Origin of the sequence: Paenibacillus sp. P36 (assembly GCF_045866505.1) — a bacterium.
In the GTDB taxonomy this organism is placed as follows: domain Bacteria; phylum Bacillota; class Bacilli; order Paenibacillales; family NBRC-103111; genus Paenibacillus_E; species Paenibacillus_E chondroitinus.
In genome coordinates, this window is sequence record NZ_AP038372.1 from 2,235,278 (window position 1) to 2,257,055 (window position 21,778).

23 protein-coding genes and 1 other RNA gene are annotated in these 21,778 nt (G+C 45.3%); 12 read left to right on the plus strand and 12 right to left on the minus strand.

Going from position 1 to position 21,778, the window contains the following annotated elements:
- Positions 1–101: 101 nt before the first annotated feature.
- The 5 genes from ACKTT9_RS10245 to serS all read left to right on the plus strand — a co-directional run bounded on the left by ACKTT9_RS10245 (position 102) and on the right by serS (position 4,738).
- A complete protein-coding gene (locus ACKTT9_RS10245) occupies positions 102–416 on the plus strand; it encodes a hypothetical protein (RefSeq protein WP_407871457.1) in 315 nt (104 codons plus the stop codon).
- Between the two features lie 30 nt (positions 417–446).
- A complete protein-coding gene (locus ACKTT9_RS10250) occupies positions 447–1,079 on the plus strand; it encodes a hypothetical protein (protein WP_127454604.1) in 633 nt (210 codons plus the stop codon).
- 31 nt (positions 1,080–1,110) lie between these two features.
- Positions 1,111–2,136 (plus strand): tetraprenyl-beta-curcumene synthase family protein, encoded by a 1,026-nt coding sequence (locus ACKTT9_RS10255; RefSeq protein WP_157323247.1) that lies wholly within the window; start codon positions 1,111–1,113, stop codon positions 2,134–2,136.
- A gap of 35 nt (positions 2,137–2,171) precedes the next feature.
- On the plus strand, positions 2,172–3,140 hold the full coding sequence (gene pfkA / locus ACKTT9_RS10260; protein ID WP_407871458.1) for a 6-phosphofructokinase: 969 nt from the start codon (positions 2,172–2,174) through the stop codon (positions 3,138–3,140).
- Positions 3,141–3,454: 314 nt separating this feature from the next.
- Entirely contained in the window at positions 3,455–4,738 is a 1,284-nt protein-coding gene (serS, locus tag ACKTT9_RS10265) for a serine--tRNA ligase (protein WP_407871459.1), read from the plus strand.
- A 59-nt stretch (positions 4,739–4,797) separates the two neighbouring features.
- Here the strand turns inward: serS and ACKTT9_RS10270 are convergent, their stop codons facing one another.
- Together ACKTT9_RS10270 and ACKTT9_RS10275 are read right to left on the minus strand one after the other, a co-directional pair.
- Entirely contained in the window at positions 4,798–5,757 is a 960-nt protein-coding gene (locus tag ACKTT9_RS10270; protein ID WP_407871460.1) for a D-2-hydroxyacid dehydrogenase, read from the minus strand.
- A gap of 145 nt (positions 5,758–5,902) precedes the next feature.
- Entirely contained in the window at positions 5,903–7,087 is a 1,185-nt protein-coding gene (locus ACKTT9_RS10275) for a putative glycoside hydrolase (RefSeq protein ID WP_407871461.1), read from the minus strand.
- A 103-nt stretch (positions 7,088–7,190) separates the two neighbouring features.
- Here ACKTT9_RS10275 and ACKTT9_RS10280 point away from each other — a divergent pair, with 103 nt between their 5' ends.
- Entirely contained in the window at positions 7,191–8,348 is a 1,158-nt protein-coding gene (locus tag ACKTT9_RS10280; RefSeq protein ID WP_407871462.1) for an MFS transporter, read from the plus strand.
- A 45-nt stretch (positions 8,349–8,393) separates the two neighbouring features.
- Here the strand turns inward: ACKTT9_RS10280 and ACKTT9_RS10285 are convergent, their stop codons facing one another.
- The 5 genes from ACKTT9_RS10285 to ACKTT9_RS10305 form a co-directional block, all read right to left on the minus strand.
- Entirely contained in the window at positions 8,394–8,630 is a 237-nt protein-coding gene (locus tag ACKTT9_RS10285) for a twin-arginine translocase TatA/TatE family subunit (RefSeq protein WP_407871463.1), read from the minus strand.
- 131 nt (positions 8,631–8,761) lie between these two features.
- The gene (locus ACKTT9_RS10290) at positions 8,762–8,956 is read right to left on the minus strand and encodes a hypothetical protein (RefSeq protein ID WP_079413795.1); all 195 of its coding nucleotides are present in this window, start codon (positions 8,954–8,956) and stop codon (positions 8,762–8,764) included.
- A 126-nt stretch (positions 8,957–9,082) separates the two neighbouring features.
- The gene (locus ACKTT9_RS10295) at positions 9,083–9,907 is read right to left on the minus strand and encodes a YitT family protein (protein ID WP_127454592.1); all 825 of its coding nucleotides are present in this window, start codon (positions 9,905–9,907) and stop codon (positions 9,083–9,085) included.
- Positions 9,908–10,056: 149 nt separating this feature from the next.
- Positions 10,057–10,746, minus strand: coding sequence for a DUF4247 domain-containing protein (locus ACKTT9_RS10300; protein WP_407871464.1), 690 nt, complete (start codon positions 10,744–10,746; stop codon positions 10,057–10,059).
- 51 nt (positions 10,747–10,797) lie between these two features.
- Entirely contained in the window at positions 10,798–11,334 is a 537-nt protein-coding gene (locus ACKTT9_RS10305; protein WP_157322653.1) for a DUF4178 domain-containing protein, read from the minus strand.
- A 291-nt stretch (positions 11,335–11,625) separates the two neighbouring features.
- Here ACKTT9_RS10305 and ACKTT9_RS10310 point away from each other — a divergent pair, with 291 nt between their 5' ends.
- The 3 genes from ACKTT9_RS10310 to ssrS all read left to right on the plus strand — a co-directional run bounded on the left by ACKTT9_RS10310 (position 11,626) and on the right by ssrS (position 14,513).
- Positions 11,626–13,233 (plus strand): DEAD/DEAH box helicase, encoded by a 1,608-nt coding sequence (locus ACKTT9_RS10310; protein ID WP_127454586.1) that lies wholly within the window; start codon positions 11,626–11,628, stop codon positions 13,231–13,233.
- A 208-nt stretch (positions 13,234–13,441) separates the two neighbouring features.
- Positions 13,442–14,281 (plus strand): YesL family protein, encoded by an 840-nt coding sequence (locus ACKTT9_RS10315; protein ID WP_407871465.1) that lies wholly within the window; start codon positions 13,442–13,444, stop codon positions 14,279–14,281.
- Between the two features lie 50 nt (positions 14,282–14,331).
- Positions 14,332–14,513, plus strand: a non-coding RNA gene (gene ssrS / locus ACKTT9_RS10320) — 6S RNA.
- A 78-nt stretch (positions 14,514–14,591) separates the two neighbouring features.
- Here the strand turns inward: ssrS and xylB are convergent.
- A complete protein-coding gene (xylB, locus tag ACKTT9_RS10325) occupies positions 14,592–16,124 on the minus strand; it encodes a xylulokinase (RefSeq protein WP_407871466.1) in 1,533 nt (510 codons plus the stop codon).
- Positions 16,125–16,258: 134 nt separating this feature from the next.
- Complete coding sequence (locus tag ACKTT9_RS10330; RefSeq protein ID WP_407871467.1) at positions 16,259–16,759, minus strand: GNAT family N-acetyltransferase; 501 nt, start codon at positions 16,757–16,759, stop codon at positions 16,259–16,261.
- Between the two features lie 161 nt (positions 16,760–16,920).
- On the opposite strand from ACKTT9_RS10330, the gene ACKTT9_RS10335 reads away from it, so the two are divergent.
- Both ACKTT9_RS10335 and ACKTT9_RS10340 read left to right on the plus strand, forming a co-directional pair.
- Positions 16,921–18,270: an Nramp family divalent metal transporter gene (locus ACKTT9_RS10335; RefSeq protein WP_407871468.1), complete on the plus strand. Its 1,350-nt coding sequence runs from the start codon at positions 16,921–16,923 to the stop codon at positions 18,268–18,270.
- A 145-nt stretch (positions 18,271–18,415) separates the two neighbouring features.
- Entirely contained in the window at positions 18,416–18,805 is a 390-nt protein-coding gene (locus ACKTT9_RS10340; RefSeq protein ID WP_127454576.1) for a DUF1499 domain-containing protein, read from the plus strand.
- Between the two features lie 48 nt (positions 18,806–18,853).
- Here the strand turns inward: ACKTT9_RS10340 and tpx are convergent, their stop codons facing one another.
- Complete coding sequence (gene tpx, locus ACKTT9_RS10345; protein ID WP_127454574.1) at positions 18,854–19,372, minus strand: thiol peroxidase; 519 nt, start codon at positions 19,370–19,372, stop codon at positions 18,854–18,856.
- Positions 19,373–19,532: 160 nt separating this feature from the next.
- Here tpx and ACKTT9_RS10350 point away from each other — a divergent pair, with 160 nt between their 5' ends.
- Positions 19,533–20,417, plus strand: coding sequence for a LysR family transcriptional regulator (locus tag ACKTT9_RS10350; RefSeq protein WP_407871469.1), 885 nt, complete (start codon positions 19,533–19,535; stop codon positions 20,415–20,417).
- Between the two features lie 54 nt (positions 20,418–20,471).
- Here the strand turns inward: ACKTT9_RS10350 and ACKTT9_RS10355 are convergent, their stop codons facing one another.
- Entirely contained in the window at positions 20,472–21,164 is a 693-nt protein-coding gene (locus ACKTT9_RS10355) for a zinc metallopeptidase (protein WP_407871470.1), read from the minus strand.
- Positions 21,165–21,185: 21 nt separating this feature from the next.
- Positions 21,186–21,626 carry a MerR family transcriptional regulator gene (locus ACKTT9_RS10360; RefSeq protein ID WP_127454568.1) on the minus strand — a complete coding sequence of 147 codons (441 nt, stop codon included), beginning with the start codon at positions 21,624–21,626 and terminating at the stop codon, positions 21,186–21,188.
- Between the last annotated feature and the right edge of the window lie 152 nt (positions 21,627–21,778).

Genomic DNA, 21,778 nt, shown 5'->3' on the forward strand with positions numbered 1-21,778 from the left:
ATTTTAACTGGAAACCCAAGGTTTGAAGTGATACATTTAAAGGTAGAATGTTTCTTGAACTATCGCAGCATGTTTTTACTGCAAGGAGGTAATTCAGAAGAATGAGCTGCTATTTTCATTACGATGCCAGACTTGGTATCGAGACGCCAGCTTTAGAACAAGATTGGGATTCTTATCCCTCTGATGTGCGTGTTGAAATCCTGTTTCAATGGGAACAAATTCGAGGAGTCATCCCTGATCGAATCATGAAGCTGGAAAGCGTCATTATTCGTAAACAAAACCAGTTGGATCAAGAAGATGATTTTATAACTTCCTGTCGTTTGAATTCCGAAATTGCTGATTTGGCATCGATTATAAATGATCTTCACCTTTGGTTCCGGATTAATCAGGATTTGGAAGCGAAGACCCACCATTAAGTTCGTCTAATGAAAGGGAGAGTGACTGGCATGCATAGCAATAAAGATGGTACAGACTGGCTGGAAGCTATTGCGAAGCCGCTCTTGGAGCATCTGCCTGCCTTATATCCAATTGAAGAATGGGATTTAGCCATGGATGCGAACATTGAAGCGATGTTACCTGTTACTATGAGCCAAGGGAATCCAGAGCAAGAGATGTATGGATTGGCTATCAAAGCGGGTCTTTATTTACTGAATGAAAGTCTCGACAAGTCGCACGATATTGCCCAGGAAATTACAAATGCGACAGGCAGCTATTGGCATGCTCTTATGCACCGGATGGAAGGCGATTATAGCAATGCGAAATATTGGTTTAATGACGTCGGTCATCATCCTATTTTTTCAAACTTAATTGCCTGCGTGAGAGATTATTTAAGTGTGAAAGACTTGGCGGATCTAGACAATGAGGCGTTGCGCCAGAAGCTGGAAGTACTGATTACTTCGCCTGTATGGAACCCATGTGTTTTTATTGACGTGGTAGAACTTCAGGTATCCCTGGTTCAAAATTCAACAGTCGATAGCTGGCTGAGACATATCCAACGTTATGAAATGCAGCTGCTGCTGCAATATTGCTATGAACAAAGTTGTGGAGGAAGTCTGCTTGAAGCAATTGGACAGAAGTAGTACGAAGGTTCCGCAAGGTCCACTCCGGTTAATGCTCAGGGTATATCGATACATTTTACCGGATGTAGGCGAACAGCTTTCCATTTGGAAAACAAAAGCGGAGAACATTCCAGATACTGAACTGCGTACGCAAGCTTTAGCCAGCATAGCAACGAAGAAGTTTCATTGTCAGGGCGGCGCCGTCTATGCGGCTGCCAATTTGTCGATGCGTCATGTACTAATACCGCTAATCGTTGCTTTTCAGACGATCAGTGATTATCTAGATAATTTATGCGATCGCAGCACTTCCCTAGATCCTCAAGATTTCCGACAATTGCATCAATCGATGCTTGATGCCGTAGATCCTTCCAAACCTCTGCATGATTATTACGCGTACAGACAGGAAAAAGAGGACGGCAATTATTTGAGGGATCTTGTTTTGAAGTGCCAATCCTGTATCGATTTGCTGCCGTCTTATGGACAAGTCGCGGATCAGGTACGGGATTTCGTTGGTTTATACTGCGATTTGCAAGTGTACAAGCATATCCGCAAAGATATGCGAGAACCCGAGCTTCAACAGTGGTGGAAACTTCACCATCAGCGTTATCGCCAGATTGATTGGAATGAATTTGCGGCAGCTACGGGGTCGACTTTAGGGATGTTTATGCTGTTCTTGGCGGCATGCGATACGCAGTTGAATGACAAGCAGGTGGAGGCGATTCGTGAGGCGTATTTTCCTTACGTTTGTGGGCTGCATATCTTGCTTGATTATTTAATTGATCAGGAAGAAGATGTTCTTGGTGGAGACCTGAACTTCTGCAGCTATTATAGCTCTATGGAGGACACGGTTGAGAGGATTGCATTTATCGTGCAGGAAGCGCGCAGCAAAATTTTGTTCTTGGAACATCCGCGATTTCATCGTATGATAATCGAAGGTTTGCTCGCGCTCTACTTGTCAGACCCTAAAGTGAATGGACAACAGCAAGTAAAAAACATATCCAAGCGTCTTATGAAAAATAGTCCGTTAACCCGGTTGTTTTTCTGGCTAAATAGCATGTATATCCGTACGACATCATGAATGTCATTCACAAGAATTTGAAGGAGGAAATTGAAATGTCAGCAGTAAAATCAATTGCAGTTTTAACAAGCGGTGGAGACTCCCAGGGAATGAATGCAGCGGTTCGTGCGGTTGTCAGAAGCGCATTATTCCATGGACTTGAAGTTTATGCCGTGCAACGTGGCTATCATGGTTTAATCAACGATGATATTCGCAAAATGGATCTTAGAAGCGTTGGAGATATCATTCAACGTGGCGGAACGATCCTACAGACAGCACGTTGCAAAGAATTTTTGACTCCGGAAGGCCAACAAATCGGGGCGGATAACCTGCGTAAACGTGGGATTGACGGCTTGGTTGTTATCGGTGGGGACGGGTCCTACCAAGGAGCCAACAAACTAAGTAAACTGGGTATCAAAACGATGGGTCTGCCAGGGACAATCGACAATGACATTCCGTTTACAGACTTTACGATCGGTTTCGATACAGCGGTAAGTATCGTCGTAGACGCGATTAATAAGCTTCGCGACACCATGACCTCCCACGAGCGTTCATCCGTTGTAGAAGTTATGGGCCGTCACTGCGGAGAAATTGCGCTTTACGCGGGATTAGCTAGCGGTGCGGAAACCATCATCGTTCCAGAGGTTGAAGTTGACATCTGCGAAGTGGCTAACCGTATGAAAGAGAACTTCTCTCATGGCAAACGTCACAGTATTATCCTGATCGCTGAAGGAGCAGGCACTGGCGACGGAGTTGCGAAACAAATCAATGAGGTAGTCGGTATTGAGCCGCGTGTTACGGTTCTTGGTCACATCCAACGTGGTGGAACACCAACGCATAACGATCGTATCTTGGCAAGCCGTCTTGGGGATTTTGCCGTTCGCAGACTGATGGAAGGCGATTCTTCCAAAGCTTGCGGTGTCATCAAAGGCGAGTTAGTCGCTACGGATATCGACTTAGTTGTTAATACGAAACGTGAATTCAACACAGAGTTATATGAATTGGCAAGTCGTTTATCCCAATAAGCCCAGTAAGCAGAGAGCCTATTGACCTGAGGATTGACTTCGTCTATAATAGCCAACAACGTACAAAGCGACATTATGTCTATGAAGAGCATCCAACTCGGAGACGTTTATGATCGGAACGGCTGATGACTGAATAAGCATCGCTCTCTCTAAGTAAACCGGCACCGCCCGTTATCGCGGAACCAAGCGGATGATGGCAAGATATTGCCGTCATCAAGTTGGGTGGCACCGCGAGCAGAACGCTCCTCGTCCCAATTCGGACAAGGGCGTTTTTTGTCTTTTTCTCATAATCGAAAAGGAAGCGGTGACGGAAAATGTTGGATATCAAATGGATTCGCAACAATCAAGATCAGGTGAAAGAAGCTGCCAAGCGTAAGGGAATGACATGTCCCTTGGAAGAGCTTCTCGAAGTAGAAGAGAAGAAGAGGCAGATGCAGCATCGTGTTGATCTACTTCGAGCTGAACGTAATCGAGCTACAGCACAAATTGCAACGTTAATGGCTGAAAAGAACCGAGCGGAGGCCGATAAGCTGAAGGAGCAGGTTCGCAGCTGGAATGTAAGCCTGGCAGCGGACGAAGAGGAGCTTGCGCATTATGAGGAAAGGTTCAAAGTGCTCATGCTGGCAGTGCCGAATCTTGCTTCGCCTGACACACCTGAGGGCGCTACGGATCAAGACAATGTCGTCGTGAAAATCGTAAGAGAGCCTGCATCATTTCCTTTCGAGCCTCGCGATCATCTGCAAATCGGGGAAGATCTAGACATTCTGGATATACCAAGAGGTGTAAAAGTAGCGGGAACCCGCAATTATTACCTCAAAGGTATGGGGTTGTATTTACACCGGGCGGTTCAACAGCTGGCCATTGATTTGTTAACGGATCGTGGTTTTACGGTCATGGATGTACCGTTGATGGTTCGTGAAGAAACGCTGGTGAACGCAGCGTTCTTTCCGGCAGGCAAGGATCAGACCTATGAGCTGCAGGATGAGAACAAATGGTTAGCAGGTACTTCGGAAGGCCCGCTTGTTTCGTACTATGCGAATGAAATTGTAGATCTCTCGGAAGGCGCTGTTCAGCTGGCAGCCGTATCGAATTGCTTTCGTAAGGAGGCTGGTTCGGCGGGTAGGGATGTGCGTGGATTGTATCGCGTTCATCAATTTGCGAAGGTTGAGCAGGTCGTTATTTGCAAAAATGATCCGGAGACGGCGAATCTTATGTTGGAGCAGATCACGCGAAATGCGGAAGACATTCTGGATCTGCTGGAGCTGCCATATCGAATCGTTGCCGTGTGCGCCGGTGATATGGGAGCCAAAAATTATAAGCAGTACGATATCGAAACATGGATGCCGAGCCGTAATGCCTATGGCGAGACGCACTCGTCGTCAAGCCTGCTTGACTTTCAAGCACGCCGCAGCGGACTGCGTTACCGGGATCAGAATGGTGAACTGCACTACTGTTACACACTTAACAATACAGCTGTAGCTACACCGCGTATTCTGATTCCCTTGCTTGAAAACCATCAACAAGCGGATGGCTCGATCTATCTTCCTGCGGCTCTTCGTCCCTATATGAGAGGTTTGGCAGCGATAACTGCCAAATAACGATAAAACGCACCTTATCTTTCGGAAGCAATTCCGCTAGATGAAGGTGCGTTTGTGGTTTAATAGCCTTCGTGAATGTTCACCAAGTTCATCATTTCTCCACCGTCCAAGAGCGCCCGCAAATTATGATAAAAGATTGCAGATACACGCTCTGTATAATGCGAGGATGAACCTGCAATATGCGGAGTGACGATTACGTTCGCCATACTCCAGAGGGGAGAAGTCGCTGGCAAAGGTTCTTGCTCGAAAACATCGAGCGCTGCTCCGGCGAGCTTGCCTTCCTGCAGCATAAGCGTCAATGCGCCTTCATCAATCACATCGCCTCGAGCAAGATTGATCAGAAAGGCGCTCTCCTTCATTAGGCTTAAATGTTCTTTCGTAATTAAACCTCGTGTTTTCGGAGTGCTAGGAAGAAGCAGAACAACGAAATCGCTCTGGGCAAGCAGACTGCGGAGCCCCTCATCGCCGCTGAGCGTTTGATCATAACCAGGCTGTGGCGTACCTGAGCGATTTAAACCGATGACCGACATATCAAAAGCATTCGCTTTGCGGGCGACGGCTTCACCAATGGCGCCGGCTCCAACAATGCCTAGCGTTTTACCGGCAAGCTCGCCGACGGAGATGCGTTGATACCATTCTTTCTGAAGCTGGCATTCATACAGCTTGTTGGACTTACGCACCCACTGAAGCATAAGACTGAGCGTGAACTCACTCATCTGAATCGTATGTACTCCGCGCGCGTTCGTCAGCGGGATTTGGCGTTCTGCCAACTCGTGTAGCGGCAGCTTGTCCACCCCGGCGGATAAGGTTTGCATCCATCTGAGTTTAGGGGATTTTTCTCTGGTAGCGTATTCCGGATTAATCCGGCCGGCTGTAATGATGACTTCAGCATCAGCAATATGTTCTTGAGCATCTTTTGAAGATCTAAACCATTGGAACTGGGTGCGGTCCTTTAGATCTTGCGGCATCTGCTCTTGCATCAAGGACAGATCCATATCCGTAATGGCGACAATTTTCATTACTTCAACTCCTTCAGAGTATCACTTGTTATTGCTATTCGCTTGTTGTAACTTTTTGTGTACAGCTTGGCATCAAATCTGGTAACATATTCTTGATTATACGATAAAACACCCTGAGGTACATAGCCTCAGGGTGTTTCCTTGATTAATAACTAACATTAGGTGTGTAGTTGTTATTAGCATTCCAAAGCAAGAATTCGTCTACGCCATTATCTTTCAGTGCGCGAATTTGTTCTTGTACCTCATGTGGACCGTATTTAATGTAACCCTGTACCCATGAGGCGGTGAAATCTTGAATCCACGGGCGAACGACGGGCTTCCAACCTTTTTTGTCAATGGCTTCTAATTTCTTCGTTGTATCCTTCGATGCACCGTTAATTGTCACATAAGGAGCGGCATCTGGTACTTTAGCGCCAAACCAGCCCGTACTATAATGACTCGGATAAATCATCGGGGAAATGACATCGACATTTTGAGAAATTTTCTCGAAATCTTGTCCAATCCCTTCAGCTGCCGGAACCGATGCGGCATATCCGAAAATATCAACGGAAACACGTACACCAAGCGGCTGCAATTGTTCTTTGGCATATTTGACGAAAGAAGCTACAGCATCGATGCGAGGACGATCATCTTTGGTGTATTTGAGTGTGTCTGCTCTTTTCTCGAAGCCTTCCGGAAAGCGGACGTAGTCGAACTGAATTTCTTTGAAACCGGCTTTGACGGCTTCTTTGGCGACAGCAATATTGTAATCCCATACTTCTTTGTTATATGGATTTACGAAGCTGTCCGGCGGATTTTTGCCATTGCCCCAAACCGTGCCGTCAGGGTTAACGAAAGAGAGTTCCGGTTTCTTTTTGGCAAGAACGGTGTCCTTGAATACTACGATGCGTGCAATGGGATAAATGTTATGTTCATTAAGCGTAGTCATGAGACCGGGCATATTGCCAATGATTTTCTGGGTGGTACCCATTGCGTCCAGCTCTGGATTGCCTGTTTCCCACGTGATGTAACCCCAATCGTCTTTGACGTCGATAACCATGGCGTTCAGTTCCGTGTCGTCCATTAATTTCACAAGTGTATTGAGACGGGAACCTCCTGCGCTATGCGCAGTCGCATAGATACCTTTAACCTTGGGTGCGTCTTTTTGCGGATCTAGTTTGTTTACTGGGGCGAGAGGATCAGTTGGATCGTTTGTAGGGGCTGGTTGAACGATTGCTACGGCATTTTTAGCGTCCAAAGATGCTTGTACGAGCTGCTCGAAGCTTGCGTCAGGGTTAGCGGCAGTAACATTGCCCCAAATCAGGGCAAGTGAAGCAAGTAAAATTTCCATGATGTATAAGTCCTCTCCAATCTTGTTCTCTGCTTTATTATAAAGCAAGCAGCAAGCTCCGCACAGAGGAAATTTGTTGAGAGTTGTAGAAAGAAGGTAGTCGTTGTTGAAACTTGATAAGCAAATTGTATCTTTGTCGGGAGTTAACTTTTTTTACTATGCTTCAAGCGCAATCTTAATGCCCTATTTACCCTTATATTTGCAAACGAAAGGCTACACAGCAGCTGAAATTGGACTGTTAATGATGATTGGCCCCTTTATCTCGATATTCGCTCAACCCTTTTGGGGCTATGTAAGCGATAGATTCAATTCCGTGAAAAATATCGTATTTTTGTTGTGGGTGCTATCCTTATTAGGCAGCATCGGGCTTTTTTTAACGAGTGGATTCGGACTTACATTAGGCTTCATCCTTCTGCTTTATTTCTTTTTGCTGCCATCGATCCCACTTATTGATAATTTGGTCGTGAAGTCAACGGCTGTTCGTGGAATGTCTTATGGCTCAGTTCGGGTGTGGGGCTCCATCGGTTTCTCGGGAGTTGCACTAATTTCGGGGCTGCTGCTGGATGAATTGGGCGGGGTAGCCAAAATGCCTTATTTTTATTGGGTATTGTGGATATTTCCATTTCTGCTTCTAGCCTTTATTAAGGATGAGAAGAGCAGCGGGCAACGTATTACCCTAAGTGCTATTAGCATTATTTTTAAAAGTAAAAGCTTCCTGTGGTTTATGTTAATGATCTTGATTATTTCAATCCCGCATCGTATGAATGATGCACTACTGGGCTTATATCTCAATAAATTGGGTGCCACGGATTCGATGGTAAGCTGGGCATGGGCGATTGCGGCCTGCAGCGAAATTCCTGTATTTGCCTTAATTAATCGCTACATCCACCGCTATCATGAGCTGACCATTCTTGGAATTGTTGCGATTATTTATACAATCCGTTGGATTCTTTATTCGGTGATTACCGACCCTTGGGTGTTAATCGGCCTGCAAGTGACACAAATGCTCACTTTCGCCGTGTTATGGATTGTCGCCGTACAATATGTCGTTCGGTTGCTGCCGGAGCAGTTCGGATCAACGGGGCAATCCATACTTGCCATGGTGTTCATGGGGCTAGCAGGAATCATCGGAGGTTCCATAGGGGGCTGGTTAAGTGAACAGTGGGGAGGCGCCAGCATGTACGTGTTCGCGACCGTCATGTCGGCTATCGCGGCGGTGATGTTCCTAGGAACACAAACCGTTATGCGCAGCAGAAGTTAAAAAAATAAAAGCACCCTGTAGAAAAATATTACCGGGTGCTTTTTATTATTTGTTTATCTGACCTGTCTCTGCATTCTTCACTTCAGCAGGATTGATCTCTTTACGAGCCGGTACTGGCTGATCATCAGATGTATTGTTACCGCCGTTTCCACTCGTTGCATCTTTGAATTCACGAAACATTTTGCCAAAACCTCTGCCAAGTTCAGGCAGTTTATTAGGCCCGAACAAGAGAAGGGCAACAATTGCGATTAAGATGATGTGCCAAGGAGATAATGCTCCCATGCTAGACACCTCCAATAATTTATCTTTATGCACTATTATATCATGTTATTATAATAACCTATATAGCCTAATTATTACAAACTGAATAACAATGTTGTAAAAAAATGTGCATTCGCAGAAAAAGACGCCCCTTAATGATAAAGGGCGTCTTTATGATGTTCCGAAATGCTGAATTGAATAATCTCCATGACATCTTCCGCCTCGAGCGCCTCGATACCAAACCGAAGGACGATCTCAGAGTCCAGCTCACAGCTGGTTAAGAAGGGGTACAACTCGGGTGTTAATTTCATTACAATCCTGGATAATTTGACTGTTTCCACAAGCATCACCCTTCCAATCATAAGATTAGAATAAGAACTACGCCTGAACCACTCACGATGAAACCAGAACTATATGAAATTACAATCATTATAACACAATTTAATCTGGATGAAAGAGGCTGGTTACACGATTTACGACTTCAGCTTGCGGAATTCGCCAACGACACCAACGGTTTCAACGATATTTACGAACGCTTTTGGATCTATCTTCTTAATAATTCGTTTTAGCTCAGCGAGCTCATAGCGAGTTGTGACGGTCATGAGCATATCATGTTGTTGTTTCGTATAAGCGCCTTCTGTTTTTACTAGTGTGACGCCTCGGGGAAGCTGCAGCAGCTCATGAGTCAACTCATCCTTCTGTTTCGTAACGATGAACGCCGTCACCTTAACATGGCGAATATGTACCGTATCGACGACTTTCCCACAGATATAGATGGCTAACATGGAGAAGAGGGCGAGGTCCCAATTATTTTTAAAATAACCGAGAGCGACAATTACGATACCGTTCATACCGGAGATAATCGTACCCAGAGGAAAATCAAATTTGCGGGTTAAAATCAAGCCTACAATATCAAAGCCGCCGGTGGAACCGCCAATCCTTAAGGTGATACCGCTTCCGATCCCGATCAATACGCCGCCGAACACCGCGCCAAGAATAGGCTCCTGCGCCACATAACTCGTAGGCAGGATCTGCATCAGCCACGAGGTTAAAATGACAGATGCAACGCTGATCATAATGAATCTGCGGCCGATCACAATCATTCCCCAAATCATGAGGGGCAGGTTAAAAATTAAATATAATAAGCCGATGTTCCAGTTCGTAAAATACCCGATAATCATGGCGAATCCCGACACCCCGCCGCTAAGCAGCTGGTGAGGGATGAGAAACATATTGAAGCCAACCGCGACAAGCAGAGCGCCAACTAAAATGATGATGGCATCCAGCGCTTTTTTCAAAAAAAATCACCTCTAAAATAGTATGCAGCATAATGCAAGTATAATTCATTCTTTCAAAACTTCAATCATTATTTAACCGTTGTTTAATTAAATTAAACAGAAATAAAAAAGCTGTGTCCATTTCGTGGACAACAGCTTTTCCCAAGTGACTAGCGCCTTTTGAAGGAGCCGGTTTTCTTTGATGTGCTTGGCTTACTGGTTGAAGGCTTCGTCACCTTACTAGGTGTTGACCCGTCGTTTTTACGAGACGTAGAGGAGCTGCCTGAGCTGGGATTTGCCGTCCCGCTCTTGAAAGTACCCGTTCGATCCGATGTAGTCGGTTTCTTATCCTTGGAGGTATCGGTAGTCGGCGTAGTTGCTTTGCCAGAGCCTGCATTATAGGTCGGTGTCTTCGTATAGCCCCGATAATCGTAAGATCCTTTATTATTGTACCAGCTTCCTCCGAAGAGGTTCTGTAGTAGAGCCGCTGTCAAAAAACCTTGTAAGAAGGAAGAATCATAATGCGTTTTTGCATATTCAATACTATCTACCTGAACCAGGGTGTTCTTGCTTTCATTCGGATCTTTCTGAATGTTAATGACTTTATCGCTATAAACAAGGAACATTTGATCTTCTGATTCCTTGCTCTTTTCTTTCGGTGACTCTTTCGCGGCTAGTTCAGTTGCAACAGCAGGGACATTTTTTCCTTCAACCAAATATACTTTAGAAAGGTTAGTGCCTTTGCCTTCTACACTGACAAGCGGGTACTCATCTTTAATATATCGTACGGCATCAGCGCCACACCCGGTCAGAAGGGCGATGATCAATAGGAAGGAAAGCCATGAGGTCCATCTTTTCACTTTACAGTAAACCCTCCTTTTGGGGTATGACTAAATGATATCACAGGTGAATTAATGCGTCGATTTCAAAAATTTAATCTGATTCCCCGGCGTGCGCTCCCCTTCGGCGGCGATAAACTTGCCATCTTGCCATTGAAGGAAGAAGAATCTGCGATCAGGGCCGAAGTAGCGCCAGAAGATGACATCATCACCACTTCGGAAATCGGTATTTCCTTCTGTCCGCGTAACATCATTACGATGAAACTCCAAGTCGAACGTCAAATCGTCATCTAGTTCAAGCCGTGTCGGGACATCATTGGGATCATCAAGTGCTCCTTCAACAAAGCTGCATAGGAAGCAATCATAGGTTCGTCCTTTTTCCACAATCAGACACTGAATATTTCTGCCGCTTTGCAAATAATAGGCGTAGCGATGCGGAGCAAAACCGCGGTCAAAATAAACGACTTTACCGGATATGACGTATTCCTCTAAGTCTACATTTACAATATCCCCAACTTTGGCGTCTTCAAGCGGGTTGCCGGCAGGGGTTGTTTCCGGTATTTGTTTCTGGCTTCGCAAAATGTTGCTTACACGTTTAAATATGGACATTGAAAACTCTCCTCTGTTCCGAATGTTGTTCTAACCTGTAATACGTTTAGCTTATGCTTAAGGTTTCGTTCTCATCATTTGATATGCTCATGAAAGCAGCCTCTGGCATTGTGCATATAACTTGTGCTATAATACTTTAGATGTTCTTAAGGGCGGCCCATTGGATCATGGAAGATGATGAATCGAAATGTTATCCACCAAGAAACTATAGACACGGATAGGAAGTCGTACTTAAGGGTAAAAAAGATACAAGGCATTAGCCTGCCCTGTACAAAAGGAGATTGAATTTATTTGAAAACATTTCAGGAGTTTGGTTTAGAGCCGGCGATTCTACGTGCGGTAACGGAGATGGGGTTTGAAGAATCCACACCGATTCAAGAAAAAACGATTCCGTTAGCCATGGAAGGCCGAGATCTGATCGGTCAAGCACAAACCGGTACTGGTAAAACAGCAGCTTTCGGTATCCCGCTAATCCACAAAATTAATATGAAAGAAGAGCGTATTTCTGCTCTTATTATGTGTCCAACACGGGAACTTGCCATCCAGGTTGCGGAAGAGATTGAGAAACTCGGCCGTTTCAAAGGCATTCGTTCCTTACCTATTTATGGTGGACAGGATATTGTAAAACAAATTCGTGCACTTAAAAAGAAACCTCAAATCATTATCGGTACGCCTGGTCGTTTACTTGACCACATTAATCGCAAAACGATTAAGCTTGATGATGTTCAAACGGTTATCTTGGACGAAGCAGATGAAATGCTTGACATGGGCTTCATGGATGATATCCAATCCATCTTGAAGCTTGTTCCGGAAGAGCGCCACACCATGTTGTTCTCAGCAACAATGCCAACGAACATCCAGAGATTGGCACAGCAGTTCCTTCGTAATCCTGAGCATGTATCGGTGATCCCGAAACAAGTCAGCGCACCGTTGATTGATCAAGCTTATATCGAATTGCACGAAAAACAAAAATTCGAAGCATTAAGCCGCTTGCTTGATATGGAAGCTCCGGAACTGGCCATCATCTTCGGACGTACAAAACGCCGCGTTGATGAATTAGCGGAAGCTCTACAAAAAAGAGGTTATGCAGCAGAAGGTTTACACGGCGATTTGTCCCAAAATCAACGTGATAATGTGATGAGAAAATTCCGTGACGGAAGCATCGATGTGCTCGTTGCTACGGATGTAGCGGCTCGTGGACTTGACGTGTCTGGCGTAACGCATGTTATCAACTTTGACCTTCCGCAAGATCCGGAAAGCTACGTTCACCGTATCGGTCGTACAGGACGTGCTGGTAAAGAAGGTACAGCTTGGACATTCGTAACACCAAGAGAAATCGATCACTTGCACTTCATCGAGAAAGTTACTCGTCATAAAATTAGCAAAAAGCCATTGCCTAGCTTGGCAGAAGCGATCGAAGGCAAGCAAAAAATGACAGCTGAGCGTATTCTTGATGTGCTTCAAAATGATGCACAATTCGAATTCAAAGGTTTGGCTATTCAAATGCTTGAGCAATATGATTCTGTTAACTTGCTTGCAGCGGCTATGAAGCTTTTGACAGGCGACAAAAAAGAACTGAATATCGAGTTGACTCCGGAAGATCCAATCCGTGCTAGAAAGAAAAAATTCGACGTGCGCAGCTCAGGCCGTCGCGTTGGTGGCGGATATGGTTCCGGTTCAGGAGATCGTCGCCAAGGTGGCGGATACGGCTCCGGTTCCGGCAGCTCCAACTCCCGTTACCCGCGTAAAGATGGCGGTAGAGATTACGGTTCAAACAGAGAAGGTGGAGAAGGACGCAGTTCCTCTTCCAGAAACCGTGAATACGGAAGCAACAACCCGGGCAACCGCGATCGTTCCAGAGCTCCTCGTAAAAGCGAAGACACTTTGGTAAATAAATAAGGGGTTACACCCACAAAATAATGGCGGAGATCCTTGAAGGATCTTCGCCTTTTTTCAATCGTTGAAGAACCTAGAATGACTAGACGTCTACCTTAATGTTCAAAAATAGGCTATAATTAAACCAAGGTTGGCGAGACAAGCTTTTTGATGACTTATGGACTATCAACGTAGAAAGTTTCCTGAAGGAAACGCTAAGGAGGAAGCGGGTTTGGAGTTTAGAGGAGTAATGGGAGGACTTTACAAAATATCAGAATGGATCATGCGTTTATCGGTGATCAATCTTTTATGGATTTTGTGTTCAATTCCGGTTTTCTTTTTTGGTTTTATGGGTTTGGTTAGTCCATCTCCTGATGGGCTGAAAGCCATGTTACCGATCATCGCAATTTTGGCACCGTTTACTTTATTCCCGGCGACTACTGCGATGTTCGCGGTTGCTAGGAAATGGGTTACTGGAGAAGAAGATGTGCCTCTGTTGAAAACATTTTTTCGCGGATATAAAGAAAATTACGTGCAAAGTATGGTTGGCGGTATTTTCTTTGTTCTCATCTTCGTCATCATTAGCGTGAATTACTTCTTTTACTTAAAACAAGGAAGTTCGCTCAAAATATTGGCCGTTTTGTTCATTGCATTCACGGTCATCATGATCATTTCCTTATTTAATTTCTTTTCCATCATGGTTCACCTGCATATGAAGATTTTTCAAATTTTGAAAAATTCCGTCTTGATTTCAATTGGAAATCCAATCAACTCCATCGTGTTGCTGCTTTGTAATGGGGCTATTTTCTACATTTGTGTTACGAAGTTTAATTTCTTCCTTGTTGTATTCTTCATGGGAAGCATTATGGCAACTTTTTCATTTTGGCAGTTTAACCGCAGTTTCACGAAATTGCAAATTAAGCAGCAGGAACTCGAAGAGAAAGAGCAGCAGAAGCTTGAAGAAGCTGAGGCTGAAGCTGAAGCGAACTCGGAGGATTTGGTCGAGGAAGAAACAGAAACTAAAAATTCTACGGTTAGTCTGCATAAAAATGACGAAAAGAATAGAGAATAAAGCTACCAGTTGATTATCAGCCGGTACAGCACTATAATAAGAACTACAAAAGAATCCTGCGATGTACGTAACGGTTTTAAGTTGTTTTAAACCAATGACTGTTTCTAGGGAGACCTAAATCGAAGTGTGGCTGACATGCCCTCGAAAGGGGACCTCAAATACACTTCTGCGGACACCCACCTGCGAGAGCGGGTTTGAAGCACAAAAACCGGACGGCATAGGCGGGTTTCTTTGCGTCTTCATACTTATAAATAAAAGCGGTTGATCAGGAAGGTTTCCTGTTCAACCGCTTTTTTAGTTCTTACACAAATCAGGATTGACCGGCAAGGTCGCTTAATTGGTGGAAAGTGTTTTGAAGCGTGCCGTATAGGCCACGGTAGATTTGATAATAAGCTTCGTATTTATTCTGATTATCAATATTCGGCTCTACTCGATCTGTCACTTGGATCCATTTCTCACAAAGCGAGGTGATGTCCTCTCCAATGACCCCTGAAGCAGCCATGATGGCAGCCCCATAAGCAGGCCCGTCTGTAGAGTTAACGGTGACAACAGGGATGCCGAAGATGTCGGCAATCATTTGACGCCAGAATGGGCTTCTAGCGCCGCCGCCGTTCACGCGAAGTTCAGTCACCTCGACGCCGGACTCCCTGATTAGTTGAAGAGAGTCGCGCAGCCCAAACGTAATGCCTTCAAGAACGGCGCGGGTCAGATGCGCTTTGCTGTGTCTGAGATTCAGGCCGATGAAGGCGCCGCGGGCTTTGGGGTCTGGGTGCGGCGTCCGCTCCCCGGACAAGTAAGGCAGGAACAGCAAACCTTCGCTGCCTAAGGGGGCAGTGGACGCCTCAGACGTCAAGATCTCGTAAACGTCTTTGCCTTCCTGCTGCGCACGCTCAAGCTCCTCGTGCGCGAAGTGGTTGCGCCACCACTGGAACGAGCCGCCGGCCGCCAGCATAACCCCCATGCGATGCCATTTGCCAGGCACGCCGTGACAGAAGGAATGAAGCCGGTACGCTTCATCCACTTGATACGTGTCGTCGTGAACGAAGACGACACCGGAAGTGCCGAGCGCCACCGACGCGATGCCTTGGCGGACGACGCCAACACCTACGGCGCCGCATGCTTGGTCTCCGCCGCCGGCTACGATCGGCGTGCCTGCGGCAAGACCGGTCAGGCTGGCTGCTTCCGGCAGCAGGTGGCCGGCTACGTCGCCGGACTCAAAGAGCGGAGGCAGCCACTCGAGCGGAATCTCCAACCGCTCGGCGACGGTTTGCGACCAGCTGCGGTGCGCGACGTCCAGCAGCAGCGTGCCGCTTGCGTCGGCCATGTCCATGCCGAACGCGCCCGTCAGGCGCAGCCTGACGTAGTCCTTCGGCAGCAGCAGATGCCGAACGCGTGCGTAGTTCTCCGGCTCATGCTGCCGGAGCCAAATGACCTTGGGCGCGGTGAAGCCGGTCAGCGCCCGATTGCCCGTAAGTCGGCCGAGTTCGGCTTCGCCGACGGTCGACTCGATGTAAGCGCACTGCTCGGCCGTGCGCTGGTCGCACCAGAGCAGCGCAGGTCGGATGACCTGCTGCGCCTCGTCAAGGAAGACCGACCCGTGCATCTGGCCGGAAAAGCCGATACCTGCAACATCGCTGCCAGGGATGTTTGTTTTCGTTAAGAGCGCGCGGATACCCTCGACGGTGGCGTTCCACCAGTCCTCAGGATGCTGCTCTGCCCAACCGGGATGCGGCTGCTGAAGCGGATACTCAACGCTATGGCTCCCAATGACATTTCCTGAGTCATCTACAAGAATACATTTAACTGCAGAAGTTCCTAAATCTAACCCCATAAAATAAGACATATACATTCACCCTTTGTTGAAAATAGAATTAGTCCTTTATTATCTTTGTTTGTTTAATAAATATACAAAGATGGATCATCTATATTATTCGGACGAAAACATAAAAATCCTTCTTTTGATGAGATTTTTTTCGTCTATTGCCATATCAAATTCATTTCATACCACTGGACTCCGCCATGCTCCGATGCCGATGGGCCAATGTACCGAAATCCATTTCTTTCATAGAATGAAATCAAATGTTTTTCACACATTAAAATAATGCCTTTTAAACCATCATCTTTGGTCTTTCGTATCATTTCTTGCAGGAGATTGGCGGCGATCCCTTGCCGTTGGTAATCAGGATGTACGGCGATCGTCAGCAGGCAAAAATAACGGCCGTTAGGATCATAATCAACACCCTGTTTAATGCTCTCATCCGAGAGGTCGCTGTGATTCAATTGCACACCATTGGCTACACCAACAATTAGCTGCTCAGAACTTGAATCGGATTCAGCTAGCAGAAAATAGCGCCCGAACACTTCCATCCTCATCTGAAACGCATCCCACGATGCAGCGGACTCTTTTGTGTACACGGTCATTTCAATATTATGGGCTGCGTTCAATTCTAAATCATTGGCGATTGGACGAATTTTCATTGTGAAATTAACTCCTCATTGTTGGTTTTTCCCATGGGAAAATTTATTTCGTATGCACATAAGTGTTTGCCTATAGCATAGTATGGGTTTATATAGTATAATTCTAAATAAAATGTTTCCTTAGGACAACATTATTGGTCTTGCGAAAGAAGGAGATATCTATGTCAATAGCATATAAAGAAGCTGAGCATGAAGGTGAAGGCTGGAAAGGTAAATCCTCGATGCCGAGTTTGCCTGAAGTTCATCAAAGTATGCGAGTACCCAAGAAGGCAGGCTTCATACGTAAATTGCTTGCATTCGTAGGCCCTGGCTACCTCGTCGCGGTTGGGTATATGGATCCTGGGAACTGGGCGACGGACTTAGCGGGAGGTTCCAAGTTTGGATACACCCTTTTGTCTGTCATCTTAATTTCGAACCTCATGGCTATTCTCCTGCAGGCCTTGGCTGGCCGCTTGGGCATTGTAACAGGACGTGACTTAGCGCAAGCTTGTCGGGATCATTACAGCAAGCCTGTATCATTCGTACTATGGATTCTATGTGAATTAGCGATTGCGGCCTGTGATTTAGCGGAAGTCATTGGTGCAGCGATTGCTTTGAATTTGCTTTTCGGGATTCCCTTAATTTATGGTGTTATATTAACATCGATAGACGTTCTTTTAGTACTGATGCTTCAAAAAAGAGGCTTTCGTTACATTGAAGCTATGGTTATAAGCTTGATTGCACTTATTACTTTTTGTTTTGTCATGGAGCTTATCTTTTCTCAACCTGATTTTGCGGCTGTAGCAGCGGGATTTATTCCGACAACTGAAATTGTAACCAATCCTGCTATGTTATATATTGCTCTTGGTATTCTTGGGGCGACGGTTATGCCTCATAACTTATATTTGCATTCTTCGATCGTTCAAACGCGTAAAATTGAACCAACGATTCAAGGAAAACGCGAGGCGATCAAATTCGCAACGATTGATTCTACGGTAGCATTAATGCTGGCTTTATTCGTCAATGCGGCTATTCTTATTCTTTCTGCAGCAGCTTTTCACTCAGCAGGTACAGAAGTAGCTGAAATACAAGATGCCTACCACTTACTGGGACCTATGTTAGGTACCGGCGCCGCGAGTGTATTGTTCGCTGTTGCGTTGCTAGCTTCAGGGCAAAATTCAACGCTCACTGGGACATTAGCCGGGCAAATCGTCATGGAAGGCTTTTTAAATATCCGTCTTTCACCATGGCTTCGCCGTTTAATCACCCGTATGATTGCAATTATTCCAGCGGTCATCGTGATTGGCATTTATGGAGAAAGCGGCGCTACAGATTTGCTTATTCTAAGTCAAGTCATCTTGTCGCTTCAGCTTTCCTTTGCTGTCATTCCGCTAGTGAAGTTTACATCTGACCGTAAAAAAATGGGTGAACTTATCACACCGAAGTGGATGATTGTGCTTAGTTGGATCGTAGCGGTCTTAATTGCAGTTCTAAATGCCTATTTGCTGTATAGCACCTTTTTTGGAAATTAATGAGTAATTCTGTCTAAATAACTGTGGAGTAATCCTACCGATTTCATTTTCCCTCTTTTTCTTATCCCCAAACAGTGGTAATATAGAGAGCAGTGTAGAGAAGGCAAGCGGTCTAAATGCACTTCATTGAAGGGGGAAAAGGCTTTTGCTTAAGAGAACTTTAATCGGATTACTTCGCAGTCACGAAACGACCGGAGATAAAGCCAAAGATCCTTTGCTGAAAACAAGGTATTACAAGCTTCCCAAAGAGCAGGTATGGGAAGAGGTTACGGCAGTTTTGAAGAAGACACCGGGTTATAAGCTGCTCCACGAAGTACAAAGTGTAGGCGAAATTCTCGCAGAACGCAAAACAATGACAGGCAGAACACAGGATGTTACTTTGACACTGTTCGCGATTAATCCCGTGAAAACGGCAGTGGATATTTATTCAGCATCCCGAGGCTCAATGGGGGACCTTGGTTCCAACTACCGTACAATTATAGATATTTACAAACAATTAGACCGTAAACTAGCTCAATATAAAATTGAAGGATAATAAAAACAGCAGGGAAGCTTGGCCTCCTTGCTGTTTTATTTGTTTCTATTAAATTAATTTTTTAACAGCTGCTACAGCTGCTTCGTAGTTAGGGTGAGCTGTCATTTCGCCCAGGTATTCCACGTATTGAACGGTATCGTTAGCGTCGATAACGAAGATTGAACGCATATCAAGTTGAAGCTCTTTGATCAATACGCCATATGCTTCACCGAAGGATTTTGTTTTGTAATCGGACAATGTGATGACTTTGTCGATTCCAGCTGCTCCGCACCAACGGGATTGTGCGAAAGGAAGATCAACGCTAATTGTCAGTACAGTGACATTGTCACCTAGGCCAGCTGCTTCTTCATTGAAGCGGCGAGTTTGTGCGTCACAAACACCTGTGTCCAAGGATGGAACTACGCTGATCAGCTTTACTTTACCAGCATAATCTGCCAAGGTTACTTGTGTCATCAAGTCTTTGTTCACAGTGAAGTTAGGTGCTTTGTCACCTACTTTAATTTCAGGTCCCACCAAGGTGATCGGATTGCCTTTGATTGTAGCAACACCAGTACGGTCTTGAGCCATTTGAACAGTTCCTCCTTTGATTTCCATGCAATTTAACAACTTTTTCATTATAAGCTTTTTGAAGTTAGGTTGTCCAATTGAAGCTGTGAGGCTATAATTTAAATGCATAAAATGTTGACAGATTCGTAATCCTGTAAGAAAAGTCGGGGGATTCATCCAAGTGGAATTAAGACAATTGCAGTATTTTGTGAAAGTTGCAAGAAAGCAGCACGTGACTCAAGCCGCAGAAGAAATGCATGTGGCTCAGTCGGCTGTTAGCCGCCAAATTCATCTGTTAGAAGAAGAGCTTGGCGTGAATTTATTTGTTCAAAAAGGGCGTAACCTGCATCTGACCTCGGTTGGTCATTTATTTTTAAGCCGCATCGAGGGGATATTGACGGATCTAGAGCGCGCCGTTGGTGAGATGCATGAATTTCTAGATCCGGAGGCGGGGGAAATTCGTATTGGTTTCCCGCACAGCTTAGTTATTAATTTACTTCCAGCTGTCGTTGCCTCTTTTAAGAAGGATCATCCTAATGTGAAGTTCCGGCTTCGCCAAGGGACGTACACCTCTTTGATTCGAGATGTTAGCAAAGGTGAAATCGATCTTGCATTTATTTCGCCATTTCCAGAGTCCCATGAGCATGTGACTGGGGAATTACTGCTGACGGAAGAATTATATGCGATTATTCCGGCCAATCATATCCTGGCTGATTATACGTCTATTCGTCTTGAACAGTTGAAACATGAGAACTTTGTTATGTTTAGTGAAGAGTATACGCTGCGTTCTATTGTCATGGAGGCATGCTTGAAGGCCGGTTTCGTCCCGAAAATTGAATTCGAGGGAGAAGAGACAGATACCATTCGTGGACTCGTTGCCGCGGGGATGGGGGTCAGCTTGCTGCCTGCGATGGCGCTGATTGAAGGCGGCCAGATGCAGCCTGCCAAAATCCGTGTTACCGATCCGCAAGTAACCCGTACAATAGGTTTAATAAGCCGGAAAGGTGAAAAGCTTCCGTTAGTAGCCGAAGTGTTCAGACGTTTTCTGCAAGAATACTTTCAATAATAAAAGCTCTCCTGTGTGCTGCTTATGCTGCAGCGCAATGGAGAGCTTTTTGGATTAATCGTCGTTGTTACGACCTGTAAATATCATGATATATTTCAGTAGCTCCAGCACGGAGATTAACGCTGCCGCGACATAAGTAAGTGCTGCTGCATTAAGGACCTTGGCTACCCCGCGTTCTTCCTGATTGGAGATGAATCCTTCGGAAACCATCAAATCGCGAGCTCTGGAGCTAGCGTTGAATTCTACCGGCAAGGTGACCAGTTGAAAGGCGACGGCTGCTGCGAAAAAGATAATGCCCAGACCGAGAAGCCATGGAATCTGTTGGAACAAGAACCCCGCTAAGATTAAAAGTGGAGCTACGCCGGATGCAAAATTTACGACGGGGAACATGTAATGTCTTGCAACGAGCATAGGATAATGTACTTTGTGCTGAATCGCATGCCCAACTTCGTGACAGGCGACGGAAACGGCTGATATGGAGCTTTCATAATAGACGTGCTCTGATAATCGAACAACTCTAGCTGTCGGGTCGTAGTGGTCTGTTAACGTGCCTCGTACGGCTTCAACAGGGACATCATAGAGCCCGTTAGCATCCAGCATCCGACGTGCGGCCTGGGCGCCTGTCATGCCTGAGTAGACAGGGACACTAGACCATTTGTTGAATGTTCCGCGAACTCTGAACGAAGCCCACAAAGAAAGTGCGAATGCAATAATAATGAGAAAATCCATTGGGTGAAAAAATAACATTTCACATGCCTCCGTAATTCGTTATGAGAACGGATTTTTACCTAGAAGAACAATTAATGCTTCAATGCATGCCGCAGTTGGTTGCGTTAAAATGCGATAGAGCTTTTTGAGCTGATTTGGCTTCAACTGTTGGATAATAGGCCCAAGTTCTTTGGCTTCCTTCATTAATTGTTCAAGATGAAGCTGAATGGATGTCAGCTTATCTCTCACTGTGTCATCTTGGGATACCTTGCTCCATTGCTGTAAGTTTGCTTTGATCTCCTCTAGGGTATATTTCTCGTTCTTCATAGTTTCAATACGTTTAAGTCGATTCAAAGTTTCATCGCTATAAAGTCGGTAGTTCGTATCGGATCTTTTCTCGGGCTCGATCAAGTTAAGCTTGGTGTAGTAATCAATGGTTCGAGAACTAACATCGGCAAGTTTGGCAAGTTCCCCGATTTTATATAGCTTCTCATTTTCCATGTTTCATTCACCTCTACTCCAATGTCATATAATAAATTCCTTCTATATAATAATGATACCTGATTACAAACCGTACAGTCAAACGTGATGCTTATGCTATCATACCTGACAAGGGTTCAAAGATAGGAATCTTAACATTTTTCACAAAAAAT